The organism is Arthrobacter sp. zg-Y1171, from assembly GCF_025244845.1.
Lineage (GTDB): Bacteria > Actinomycetota > Actinomycetes > Actinomycetales > Micrococcaceae > Arthrobacter_B.
On the sequence record NZ_CP104264.1, the window covers coordinates 1337443 to 1349652 of the forward strand.

Annotated in this window: 10 protein-coding genes; 7 read left to right on the plus strand and 3 right to left on the minus strand. The window is 66.0% G+C overall.

What is annotated here, in order from left to right; translation table 11 throughout:
• Positions 1-34: 34 nt before the first annotated feature.
• Entirely contained in the window at positions 35-1384 is a 1350-nt protein-coding gene (hisD, locus tag N2L00_RS06205) for a histidinol dehydrogenase (protein WP_255863263.1), read from the plus strand.
• A 420-nt stretch (positions 1385-1804) separates the two neighbouring features.
• Positions 1805-2305, plus strand: a complete 501-nt coding sequence (gene nrdR, locus N2L00_RS06210; RefSeq protein ID WP_255863262.1) for a transcriptional regulator NrdR — start codon at positions 1805-1807, stop codon at positions 2303-2305.
• A 115-nt stretch (positions 2306-2420) separates the two neighbouring features.
• Here nrdR and ppgK read toward each other — a convergent pair whose 3' ends face one another.
• Together ppgK and map are read right to left on the minus strand one after the other, a co-directional pair.
• Positions 2421-3224 carry a polyphosphate--glucose phosphotransferase gene (gene ppgK, locus N2L00_RS06215; RefSeq protein ID WP_255765825.1) on the minus strand — a complete coding sequence of 268 codons (804 nt, stop codon included), beginning with the start codon at positions 3222-3224 and terminating at the stop codon, positions 2421-2423.
• A 37-nt stretch (positions 3225-3261) separates the two neighbouring features.
• Complete coding sequence (gene map / locus N2L00_RS06220) at positions 3262-4140, minus strand: type I methionyl aminopeptidase (RefSeq protein WP_255863261.1); 879 nt, start codon at positions 4138-4140, stop codon at positions 3262-3264.
• 136 nt (positions 4141-4276) lie between these two features.
• On the opposite strand from map, the gene N2L00_RS06225 reads away from it, so the two are divergent.
• Positions 4277-4438 carry an SPOR domain-containing protein gene (locus N2L00_RS06225; protein WP_229952289.1) on the plus strand — a complete coding sequence of 54 codons (162 nt, stop codon included), beginning with the start codon at positions 4277-4279 and terminating at the stop codon, positions 4436-4438.
• Between the two features lie 51 nt (positions 4439-4489).
• Here the strand turns inward: N2L00_RS06225 and panB are convergent, their stop codons facing one another.
• Positions 4490-5356 carry a 3-methyl-2-oxobutanoate hydroxymethyltransferase gene (panB, locus tag N2L00_RS06230; protein ID WP_255765827.1) on the minus strand — a complete coding sequence of 289 codons (867 nt, stop codon included), beginning with the start codon at positions 5354-5356 and terminating at the stop codon, positions 4490-4492.
• A 152-nt stretch (positions 5357-5508) separates the two neighbouring features.
• Here panB and N2L00_RS06235 point away from each other — a divergent pair, with 152 nt between their 5' ends.
• From N2L00_RS06235 to N2L00_RS06250, 4 genes are all read left to right on the plus strand, one after another.
• The gene (locus tag N2L00_RS06235) at positions 5509-6849 is read left to right on the plus strand and encodes a glutamine synthetase family protein (RefSeq protein WP_255765828.1); all 1341 of its coding nucleotides are present in this window, start codon (positions 5509-5511) and stop codon (positions 6847-6849) included.
• A gap of 16 nt (positions 6850-6865) precedes the next feature.
• Entirely contained in the window at positions 6866-9880 is a 3015-nt protein-coding gene (locus tag N2L00_RS06240; protein WP_255765829.1) for a bifunctional [glutamine synthetase] adenylyltransferase/[glutamine synthetase]-adenylyl-L-tyrosine phosphorylase, read from the plus strand.
• Positions 9881-9990: 110 nt separating this feature from the next.
• Positions 9991-11451 carry an amino acid ABC transporter substrate-binding protein/permease gene (locus tag N2L00_RS06245; protein WP_255863260.1) on the plus strand — a complete coding sequence of 487 codons (1461 nt, stop codon included), beginning with the start codon at positions 9991-9993 and terminating at the stop codon, positions 11449-11451.
• The gene (locus tag N2L00_RS06250) at positions 11448-12176 is read left to right on the plus strand and encodes an amino acid ABC transporter ATP-binding protein (protein WP_255765831.1); all 729 of its coding nucleotides are present in this window, start codon (positions 11448-11450) and stop codon (positions 12174-12176) included. The genes N2L00_RS06245 and N2L00_RS06250 overlap by 4 nt, the downstream gene beginning before the upstream one ends.
• Positions 12177-12210: the final 34 nt, after the last annotated feature.

Here is a 12210-nt window from a genome sequence, read left to right on the forward strand (position 1 = left end):
GCAGGCCGTGAACGGTGCTGGGTAGAATGATGGTGTGAATTCATCCAGCCCCGCAGCAGCCTTTGATTCCTTCCGCACGATTGACCTGCGCGGGCAGCATCTCAGTCCCGCTGAGCTGAAGGCTGCCATGCCGCGGGCCGAAACAACGTTCGACGCGGCGTCGGACGCCGTCTCCTCCATCATTACCGATGTCCGTACGCGGGGCTTTACCGCATTGACGGAACTGGCCGAGCGCTTCGACGGCGTGGACCAGCACGAGGTCCGGGTGCCGGCGGCCGCGCTCGACTCGGCGCTCGAGCAGTTGGACCCCGCCGTGCGGGCCGCCCTGCAAACAGCTATCGAGCGGACCCGGATCTTTGCCCGGGCCCAGCGCCCTGCCGATGCCGAGGTGGAAATCCGTCCCGGTGCGGTCCTGACGCATAAATGGATGCCCGTCTCCCGTGTGGGGCTTTATGTCCCGGGCGGACTGGCGGTATATCCGTCTTCCGTGGTCATGAACGTGGTGCCTGCCCAGGAGGCCGGCGTCGCTTCCCTGGCCTTGGCCTCTCCGCCGCAGAAGGAATTCGGCGGACTGCCGCACCCCACCATCCTTGCCGCCGCCAAGCTGCTGGGTATTGACGAGGTCTACGCTGTGGGCGGTGCCCAGGCCATTGCCGCGTTTGCCTACGGTGTTCCTGCGGACGACGCCAATGCCGCCGTCCTGCCCGTAGACGTGGTGACCGGACCCGGCAACGTTTTCGTGGCGACTGCCAAGCGCCTGGTCAAGGGCGTGGTCGGCATTGATTCCGAGGCGGGTCCCACCGAGATCATGGTCCTGGCGGATGAGACGGCCGATGCCCGGCTGGTCGCAGCGGACCTGGTCAGCCAGGCCGAACATGATCCCAATGCCGGATCCGTCCTGGTCACTGCGTCGGAGCAGCTCGCCGGGAAGGTCCGGGAGGAACTGGGGCGCCAGGTCGCGGAGACCAAGCACAGCGAACGCGTGCGCACGGCTCTCTCCGGCGCCCAGTCCGGGGTGATCCTGGTTGACGGGCTGGAGCAGGGCATTGCCGTCTGCGACGCGTACGCCGCCGAGCACCTCGAAATCCAGACGGCCGACGCCGAGGCCGTGGCAGCGCGGGTCCGGAGCGCCGGTGCCATTTTCGTAGGGGACTACAGTCCCGTCAGCCTGGGCGATTACTGCGCCGGTTCCAACCACGTGCTGCCCACCGGCGGCACGGCGGCTTTTTCCTCCGGGCTGAACGTCACCACCTTCATGCGTGCCATCCAGGTGGTCAACTACAACCGCGAAGCGCTGGAGGAAGTGAGCGCCGATATCGTGGCCCTCTCGCGGGCGGAAGACCTGCCGGCCCACGGCGACGCCGTCAGCATCCGCTTCGAATAGCGCGCGGGCCAGGGTTCGGCCCGCTTCGGCTTCGGAACGGCGGCAACGAAATCCCTTGCGCGCAGACCTCGCCGGGAGACTAAAGCCGCCTAACCCGGACGCCTGCGCGCTCCGGGCCCGTGGTTTCCCTTCGGTTTGTCCTGATCCCTGCGGTTTGTGCTGATCCCTGCGCCGCGCGAAGCAGGGATTGCCACAAACCGCAGGGATTGCGACAGCCCGCGGGGTTTTCCTCAACGGGCGGGATTCGGCCCCGGCCCGGGCCCCGGCGCGCCCCCGACCCGCGCGCTTCGCAGTCCGGCACGCGGCGCCACCTACATGTTGTAATGCCGGCACTACATGTTGTGGTTACGCACTTGGTGATGCGGCAGGGCGGGCCCTATAGTGAGAGCACAATAAGGCCCCTTCGCGAAAGGACGGGATATGTACTGTCCGTTTTGCCGCAACGCTGATTCCCGCGTCGTGGACAGCCGCCTGGCCGACGACGGCTCTGCGATCCGCCGGCGCCGCCAGTGCCCGCAGTGCGGGCGCCGTTTCTCCACAGTGGAAACCACCAGCCTGAGCGTCATCAAGCGCTCCGGGGTCGGCGAGCCCTTCAGTCGCAGCAAGGTGATCAACGGCGTGCGCAAAGCCTGCCAGGGCCGGCCCGTGAGCGAAGACGACCTCGCCATGCTGGCCCAGGAAGTGGAGGAATCCATCCGGGCCAGCGGAGTAGCGGAGATCGATGCCCACGAGGTGGGGCTGGCCATCCTCACTCCGCTGCAGAAGCTGGACCAGGTGGCGTACCTGCGTTTTGCCAGCGTCTACCAGTCCTTCGACTCCCTCGAGGACTTCGAGACCGCCATCGAGAAGCTGCGGACCGAGGCCCGGGAAAATTCGGGACGAGTCCCGACCGGTGCCCAGCGCCCGCTCACCGCGCAGTAAAGGGCCCTTCGCAGCAAAAAAGAGCCCTCGCAGTAAAAAGAGCCCGCGCAGTAAATGGATCCAGGCATAGCGAAAGCGGCGGAAGGAACCCTTCCGCCGCTTTTTGGTGTAGCTGCTACTTGATGTATTTGAAGTGCATGGCTGCCTGCAGCGCAGCGCCGACAATGCCGGCGTTGTTCTTGAGGTTGGCCGTGACCATCGGAGTCCGCAGTTCGAGCATCGGCAGGAAGTCCTCGCTGCGCTTGGAGATGCCGCCGCCGATCACGAACAGGTCGGGGGAGAAGAGGAACTCAACGTGCGAGAAGTAGCGCTGCAGCCGCTGGGCGTACTCTTCCCAGCCGATCCCGTCGCGTTCCCGGGCGGAGGCGGAGGCCTTCGTTTCGGCGTCGTGCCCGTCGATTTCCAGGTGGCCGAGCTCGGCGTTGGGAACCAGCATGCCCTTGTAGATCAGGGCCGAACCGATTCCGGTGCCCAGGGTGATCACGAGGACGGTGCCGTCCACTTCACGGCCTGCACCGTAGCGGGCCTCCGCGAGTCCCGCTGCGTCGGCGTCGTTCATGACCTGCACGTCGCGGCCGAGGGCCTTGGTGAGCAGTGTGTCGACGTCGGTGTCTATCCAGCTCTTATCCACGTTTGCCGCGGAACGGGCAATGCCGTGCTGGATGATGGCCGGGAAGGTGACGCCCACCGGGACGTCCGGGCCGGGGCCGCCGGGACGGGAGGACAGCTCCTCGACGATCTGGCTCACCACTCCGGCCACGGCCTCGGGTGTAGCAGGCTGCGGGGTGGGAATGCGGAAACGATCGCCAATCAGCTTGCCCTTGGACAGGTCGACGATGCCGCCCTTGATGCCCGTGCCCCCGATATCAATTCCAATGACGGCGTCGACGTGCTTGTCGGACTTATGCTTCTTGGCCATGGTTCTCCAGTAGTAGTTCTGAGCTCGGGTCGGCGGATCAGGGAAGGGTCAGAACTTCGGCGCCGTCATCAGTGACGAGCAAGGTGTGCTCGAACTGCGCGGTGCGTTTGCGGTCCTTGGTGAGGACTGTCCAGTTGTCATCCCACATGTCCCACTCGATGGTGCCGAGAGTGAGCATAGGTTCAATCGTAAACACCATTCCCGGTTCCATCAGCCTGCTGTAGGCGGGCGCGGCGTCGTAATGCGGAATGATCAGGCCGGTGTGGAAGGCTTCGCCGACGCCGTGGCCGGTGAAGTCACGGACAACACCGTAGCCGAAACGCTTGGCGTAGGACTCGATGGTACGGCCGATGACATTGATTTCCCGGCCCGGGGCGACGGCCTTGATGGCCCGGCGCAGGGATTCCTGGGTGCGCTCCACCAGCAGCCGGGACTCGTCGTCGACGTCTCCGACGAGGAAGGTCCAGTTGGTGTCGCCGTGGACGCCGTTGATGTAGGCGGTGATATCGATGTTGATGATGTCGCCGTCCTGCAGCACCGTGGTGTCCGGAATGCCGTGGCAGATGACCTCGTTCACGGAGGAGCACAGGGACTTCGGGAATCCGCGGTAGCCCAGCGTTGAGGGGTAGGCATTGGAGTCCAGCAGGAACTGGTGGCCGATCCGGTCCAGCTCGTCGGTGGTGACGCCGGGAGCGATGTGCCGGCCGACCTCAACGATGGCCTGCGCGGCAATCCGGCTGGCGATCCGGATCTTCTCGATGGTTTCCGCGGACTTGACCTCGGACCCGGTGAACGGTGCGGGTGCTTCCCTGTCCACGTATTCGGGGCGGGGGATCGACGCCGGAACCCGGAGCCGGGGGCTCACGCTCCCCGGTGTCAGGTGTCCAGCAGGTGCAGTGGCAAGTTTCTGGGGCATACCATCGATCTTATCGCCAGCGTGCCCGACGGTGGGACGAGACGGCCGGCAGGGCAGGTCCGATCCGTGCACAAAGCACACGCACGGGATACGCAAGGCATAAGCAAGTTCCAAGGCACGTCAACAGGAGGACCCCATGGCCGATTACTGGTTCAACGTAGTGACCCACGAGGTGGAGGAGGGCCCGCAGTCGGACTGGACAAAGCTGCTGGGACCGTACCCCACCCGCGAGGAAGCCGAGCTCGCGCTGCAGAAGGTGCAGGCACGGAACAAGGCCTGGGACGCCGACGAAGACTAGGAGCTGCGCCGCCTAGGGGCTGTTTTCCCTAGGCGCTGCATCTCTTAGAAGCTAGAAGCTGTGTTCCGGGCCGGGGAAGGAACCGCTGCGTACCTCGGCGGCGTATTCCTTCGCCGCCCGGGACAGCTCGGTGCGCAGGTCCGCGAACGCCTTGACGAAACGCGGCTGCTTCCCGCCGCGCAGGCCGGCCATGTCCTGCCAGACCAGCACCTGCCCGGTGGTGGCGTTGCCGGCGCCGATCCCGATGGTCGGTACCCTCACCGCGGCGTCGACCTCCGCGGCGACGTCGGCGGGCACCATTTCCATCAACACGCAGAACGCCCCGGCCTCCGCGAGGGCGACGGCGTCCTGCACCACTGCGGCTCCCGCATCGCCGCGGCCCTGCACCTTGTAGCCGCCGAGCGCGTGCTCGGCCTGCGGAGTGAAGCCCACATGCGCCATGACCGGAATGCCTGCCGCCGTCATGGCACGGACATGGTCAACGTAATGCCGCCCGCCTTCCATCTTCACCGCATGGACCAGGCCTTCCTTCATGAGCCGCACCGAAGACTCGATGGCCTGGGCGGGGGAAACCTCATAGGAACCGAACGGAAGGTCGCAGACCACCAGCGAGTGGCTGGCTCCGGCCGTGACGGACCGGGCGAAGACGATCATCTCGTCCATGGTGATCGGCAGGGTGGTGGCGTGGCCCATCACGTTGTTCGCGGCCGAATCGCCCACCAGCAGCACCTCGATGCCGGCTTCGTCGAAAATCCCGGCGGCGTACTGGTCATAAGCGGTCAGCATGGCGAACCGGCCGCCGTTGTCCTTCAACTGCTGCAGGTGCGAGATGCGGATTTTCTTCAGCGCCGGAGCTTCAGGAACGGAGGGGTCCGCGGGATTGGCGGCGTACGGGGAGGGCTGTTCGGCACTGGTCATGCTTCGAGCCTACTAAACAACGCACCGCGGGGACCCGCCCGGCGGATTCGTTGCGGGGGATACCCGCGGGCTGCCGACCAAATCCTGCACACGTAGGTAGAGTGAAGAAGGTTTCACATGTCTCTGAGCCGTGTAGAGGAAAGAAGGTAAGGATGAACCGCCAGCAGGAATTCGTTCTGCGCACCATCGAGGAGCGCGATGTCCGGTTTGTGCGGTTGTGGTTTACCGACGTCGTCGGCCAGCTGAAGTCCGTGGCGCTGGCGCCGGCGGAAGTGGAAGGCGCCTTCGAGGAAGGCCTGGGCTTTGACGGTTCCTCGGTCGAGGGCCTGGCCCGGATCTTCGAGTCGGACCTGCTGGCCCAGCCCGACCCCTCCACCTTCCAGATCCTGCCATGGCGCGGCGACGAGGAGCAGACCTCGCGGATGTTCTGCGACATCCTCACCCCGGACGGCCAGCCCTCGGCTGCCGACCCGCGGAACGTGCTCAAGCGCCAGCTGGCGAAGGCCGCGGACATGGGCTTCACCTGCTACACCCACCCCGAGATCGAGTTCTACCTGCTGAAGTCCGATGAACTCGGCGAAGACGGCCAGCCCGTTCCCGTGGACCAGGCCGGCTACTTCGACCACGTCCCCGGCGGCGTGGCGCAGGACTTCCGCCGCACGGCCGTGTCCATGCTTGAAGCAGTGGGCATCTCCGTGGAGTTCAGCCATCACGAGGCCGGGCCGGGGCAGAACGAGATCGACCTGCGCTATGCCGATGCCCTGCAGACCGCGGACAACATCATGACCTTCCGCACAGTGGTCAAGGAAGTCGCCTTGATGACCAACTGCTACGCGAGCTTCATGCCCAAACCCTTCTCGCATCATCCCGGTTCCGGCATGCACACCCACTTCTCCCTCTTTGAGGGCGACAGCAACGCCTTCTTCCAGGCCGGTGCCGAGTTCCAGCTCTCCACCACCGCACGCCAGTTCATGGCGGGCATCCTGCGGCACGCCCCGGAATTCACGGCCGTCACCAACCAGTTCGTGAACTCCTACAAGCGGCTTTGGGGCGGCGGTGAAGCCCCGAGCTACCTGTCCTGGGGCCACAACAACCGGTCCGCGCTGGTGCGGGTGCCGTTGTACAAGCCGAACAAGGGCCAGTCGGCACGCATCGAATACCGCGGCATTGACGCCGCGGCGAACCCGTACCTGTCCTACGCCGTCCTGCTCGGGGCCGGGCTGAAGGGCATTGAAGAGGGCTATGACCTGCCTCCCGGCGCCGAGGACGACATCGAGAGCCTGAGCGCCGCCGAACGCAGGGCCATGGGCCACGACCCGCTGCCGGCGTCCCTGCATGACGCCGTGCGTGTCATGGAGGAGTCCGAGCTGGTGGCCGACATCCTGGGCGAGCAGGTCTTCGAGAACTTCCTGCGGAACAAGCGTGCGGACTGGAACGAATACCGCCAGCAGGTGACCAGGTTCGAGCTGCAGAAGAACCTGGGCATCCTCTAGGAAAGGGCCGGCACCGATGAGCCTGACTCGACGGCTGATCGCCACGGGTTTCCGCGACCTGGAAAAAAGCACGCGGTTCCTGGCGGCTTCGGAGCTTGAGGGCATCGATGAGGACGCACTGTTCGCGGGGTTCAACTGCGCGGCGGATCCGGACCTGGCACTGCAGTCGCTGGTTCGGCTGATCGGCCGTGCCCCGGAGCTGGTGGAACTGGTCAACGGCGGCGCCGAGCGGAGCGAAGCCCTGTTCCGGCTCCTGGGGGCCTCCGATGCCCTGGCGGAGTTCCTGATGCGGCACCCCGGGGATGTCGGAGTGCTGCGCCGCGAGCTGCGCGCCGAACCGGGCAGCACCGATGAACCCACCCTGCGGGCCTCGCTGCTGGACGCCGTGCATGCGGGCAGCGGCGCAGCGCCCGTGGCCGGCCTGACGGGCACCGAAGCCTACGTGGCGCTGCGGTCCCGGTACCGCCGGCACCTGCTGGACCTTGCCGTGCGGGACCTTGGTGCGGCGTCGCCCACTGACTTCCTGCCTGCGGCTGGACGCGAACTCGCCGACCTGGCCGGCGCGGCCCTGGAAGCTGCGCTGGCGGTCTCCCGGGCGGAGCTGACGGCAAACTATCCTGCCGAAGAGATCTCCGCTGTACGCCTGGCCGTCATCGGGATGGGCAAGGCCGGCGCGCGGGAACTGAACTACATCTCCGACGTGGACGTCATCTACGTGATCGAAGCCTCCGGGTTGCCGGAAGAGCGGGCCTCCGCCATCGGCACGGCGCTGGCCGCCGGGATTTCCCGCGCCATCAACGCTTCGGCACCGGAGCCCCCGCTTTGGGAGGTGGATACGAACCTGCGCCCCGAGGGCAAGGACGGCCCGCTGGTGCGCACGCTGGACTCGCATCTGAACTACTACCAGCGCTGGGCGCACAGCTGGGAGTTCCAGGCGCTCCTGAAGGCCCGCGCCATGGCAGGGGACAGGGACCTGGGCCGGCGCTACGAAGAAGCCGTCGCCCCCTTGATCTGGAGCAGTTCCGAGCGGGACGGATTCGTGGAATCGGTGCAGGCCATGCGCCGCAGGGTCACCGACAATATTCCGGCCCACGAAGAGGCGCGGCAGCTGAAGCTGGGCAGCGGCGGACTGCGCGACGTCGAATTCACGGTCCAGCTGCTGCAGCTGGTGCACGGCCGGATCGATGAATCCCTCCGGGTGCGCACCACCACCGCGGCGATTGCCGCGCTCAGCGACGCCGGGTACATCGGGCGCACCGATGCCCGGGAACTGGACGAGTCCTACCGCTACCTCCGTGTCCTTGAACACCGCATCCAAATGGTCCACATGCGCCGGACCCACCTGATGCCCGAGGGTGAGGCCGCACTGCGGGCCCTGGCCAAGTCCAGCGCGGGATCCCTTTCGCTGGAGCGGCCCAGTGCCGAACGCCTGCGGGAGCAGTGGCAGCGCCGCAAGCGACTGGTGCGGCGGCTCCATGAGAGCATCTTCTACCGCCCGCTGCTGAGCACCGCGGCGAACCTGAGCGCGGACGAGGTCCGGCTGACGCCCGAGGCCGCGCAGGCCCGCCTGGCCGCACTCGGCTACGCAGATCCCCGCGGGGCCATGCGCCACATCGAGGCTCTGACCGTGGGGGTCAGCCGCCGTGCCGCGCTGCAGCGGCAGCTCCTCCCGGTGCTGCTGGCGTGGCTGGCCGACGGCGTGGACCCCGACGCCGGCCTGCTGGGTTTCCGGCGGCTCAGCGAAAACCTGGGCGATACGCACTGGTACCTGGGCATGCTGCGCGATTCTTCGGCCGCGGGGGAGCGGCTGTGCTCCATTCTGTCCTCAAGCCGGTTCATTACCGACCTGCTGGAGGTTTCGCCGGAATCCACGTCCTGGCTGGCCTCCGACAAGGAACTGGTGCCGGCGTCGTTTGACACGCAGTGGCAGGAAATCCAGTCAAAGATGTCCCGCCACCCCCATCCCGCGGAGGCGATGCGGCTGATCCGGCTGATCCGCCGGCGGGAGATGCTGCGCATTGCCATCGCCGACAGCGCGGGCCTGCTCAGCCAGCAGGACGTCGGCCGTGCCCTGGCCGATGCTGACCGTGCCGCAGTCCTGGGGGCCCTGCACGTGGCGGAGTCCGAGGTGTTCGGCGGCAGCGAGAAGCTCACCGATCTGCTGGTGGTCGCGATGGGGCGGCAGGGCGGACGGGAGATCGGCTACGGTTCCGACGCGGACGTGATGTACGTGCACCGCCCGCTGCCCGGCGCCGACCCGGCCGCAGCGCAGGCGCAGGCCGAGAAGGTCGTCTCCCAGATCTCCACCTTCCTGCAGCAGCCCTGCAGCCCGGCCGTCCAGGCCGAACGCCCGTTGGTTCTCGACGCCGGGCTGCGCCCCGAAGGACGGCAGGGGCCGATGGTACGCAGCCTGGAATCCTACGCCGGCTACTACGAGCGCTGGTCGGTGATCTGGGAGGCACAGGCCCTGCTGCGGGCACGTCCGATGGCCGGCAGCGATGCCCTTGCCGAAGAGTTCATGGCGCTGATCGATCCGGTCCGCTACCCGGATGCGGTTACGGTCAAGGACGTGCGGGAAATCCGCCGGATCAAGGCCAGGGTGGAAGCCGAACGCCTGCCCCGGGGCGCGGATCCCTCCCGCCAGCTCAAACTCGGACGCGGCAGCCTCAGCGACGTCGAGTGGCTGGTCCAGCTGCTCCAGCTGCAGCACGCACACCGGGTGCCGGAGCTGCGGACGACGGCGACACTACCCGCGCTGGACGCGATCGAGGCAGCGGACCTGCTTCCCGCCGTCGACGTCGACACCCTCCGGCAGGCCTGGCTGCTCGCCAGCCGGGTCCGAAGCGCAAATGTGATCCGCGGCGGACGGAACCCCGATGTGCTGCCGTCCTCCCGCCGGGAACTGGATGCCGTGGCCCGCTGGTGCGGTTACGGCGCCGGCCAGGGCGGGGACCTGGAGGAGGACTATCTCAAGCTCACCCGGCACGCCCGGGCCGTTTTCGAACGGTATTTCTACGGATACGGGACCTAGCTCACGTCGCTGACGGCCCAATCGGTTCGTTGCATTGCCACTGCTCTAGGTACGCTCTATGAGGGCATTTGCGGCGTGTGCCGCAGTGATAGAGCTAGGAGACGTTTACTTTGCTTAGTGGCAAACGGGCCTTAAAGGGCCCGGCTAAACTGGCCGTACCGCTGACCACCTTCCTCGCAACCCTGGCTTTGCTGCTGGGGATACCTGCGGCCGGAGCCTATGCAGCGGACGGCGTCGAGGGTGAGACCTTCGTCATCGGCACCGATACCACCTTCGCACCGTTCGAATTCCGTGAAAACGGCGAACTGGTCGGTATCGATATGGACCTTCTCAACGCAATCGCCGAGGAGGAGGGCTTCAATGTCGAAATCCAGTCCCTCGGCTTTGACGCGGCGCTGCAGTCGCTGCAGTCCAACCAAGTGGACGGCGTCATTGCCGGCATGTCCATCACGGATGAGCGCCGGCAGGTCTTCGACTTCTCGGATCCGTACTTCGAGTCCGGCATCCAGATGGCCGTCGCCGAGAACAACAACGACGTCAAGGGGTACGAGGACCTGCGCGGCAAGCGCGTAGCGGTCAAGACCGGCACGGAAGGGCAGACCTTCGCCGAGTCCATCAAGGACCAGTACGGCTTTGAGGTGGTTGCGTTCGCGCAGTCCGCCCAGATGTACGACGACGTCAAGGCCGGCGGCTCCGTGGCCGTGTTTGATGATTACCCCGTGCTTGCCTACGGCGTGGCCTCCGGCAACGGCCTGAAGACCGTCACCGAAAAGGAAGCCGGCAGCTCGTACGGATTCGCCGTGAACAAGGGTGCCAACCCCGAGCTCCTCACCGCCTTCAACGCCGGCCTCGCCGACTTGAAGGAAAGCGGCGAGTACGACGAAATCCTGGATACCTACCTGGAAGCCGGTGCCAAGGACTCAAGCTTCTGGTCCCTCATCACGGACAACGGCCCGGCCTTCGCCAAGGGCATGGGCCTGACCCTGCTGGCAACCGCGCTGTCGTTGCTCTTCGCCCTCATCCTGGGCGTGTTCTTCGGCTTCCTGAAGGTCGGCTCGTCAAAGATCCTGCGCGGCATCGCCACCGTGTACGTGAGCATCTTCCGCGGCACCCCGGTGCTGGTCCAGGCCTTCTTCTTCTACTTCGGCCTGCCGCAGATCATCGGCCAGCCGGTGGACGTACTTACGGCCGGCGTGCTGACGCTGAGCCTGAACGCCGGCGCCTACATGACCGAGATTGTCCGCGGCGGCATCCAGTCCGTGGATCCCGGCCAGATGGAAGCGGCACGCAGCCTCGGACTGGGCTACGGGAAGACCATGCAGAAGGTCATCATTCCCCAGGCCATCAAGATCATGACGCCTTCCTTCATCAACCAGTTCGTCATTACCTTGAAGGACACCTCCCTGCTTGCGGTTATCGGCTTTGCGGAGCTGACGTACCAGGGCCAGCAGATCTACGCGGTGAACTTCCGTACCGCGGAGGTCCTGATCATCGTGGCGGCCCTGTACTTCATCGTGATTACGCTGCTGACCAAGCTGGCGGACGTCCTGGATAAGAGGTTTAACAAGTGAGCAAGATCCAAACCATCGGACTCCGGAAGTCCTACGGATCCAACGAGGTCCTCAAGGGCCTGGACGTCAGTGTGGCCGAAGGCGAAGTGGTCTGCGTGATCGGCCCCTCCGGTTCCGGCAAGTCCACGTTCCTTCGCTGCCTCAACAAGCTCGAAGACATCACCGGCGGCACGGTGAAAGTCGACGGTTTTGACCTCACCGATCCGAAGGTGAACCTGAACGAGGTGCGCCAGCACATCGGCATGGTCTTCCAGCACTTCAACCTGTTCCCGCACATGAGCGTGCTGGACAACATCATGCTCGCTCCGGTGCAGCTGAAGAAGGCGCCGAAGGCCGAGGTCCGCAAGACCGCGCTGGCACTGCTGGACCGGGTCGGCCTGGCAGACAAGGCCGACGCACGCCCGGCTCAGCTGTCCGGCGGCCAGAAGCAGCGTGTGGCTATTGCCCGCGCGCTGGCCATGCAGCCGGACATCATGCTCTTCGACGAGGCCACCTCCGCCCTCGACCCGGAAATGGTGGGCGAAGTGCTCCAGGTCATCCGTGACCTGGCCCGGGAAGGCATGACCATGGTCGTCGTCACCCACGAAATGGGCTTCGCCCGCGAAGTGGCTGACCGCGTGATCTTCATGGCCGACGGCCACATCGTCGAAGAGAACACCCCGGACCTGCTCTTCGGCAGCCCGCAGGCCCCGCGCCTGCAGGACTTCCTGGCCAAGGTGCTCTAGCGCTCCACTCGACCCCCGCAGTGGCCGCCGCCGG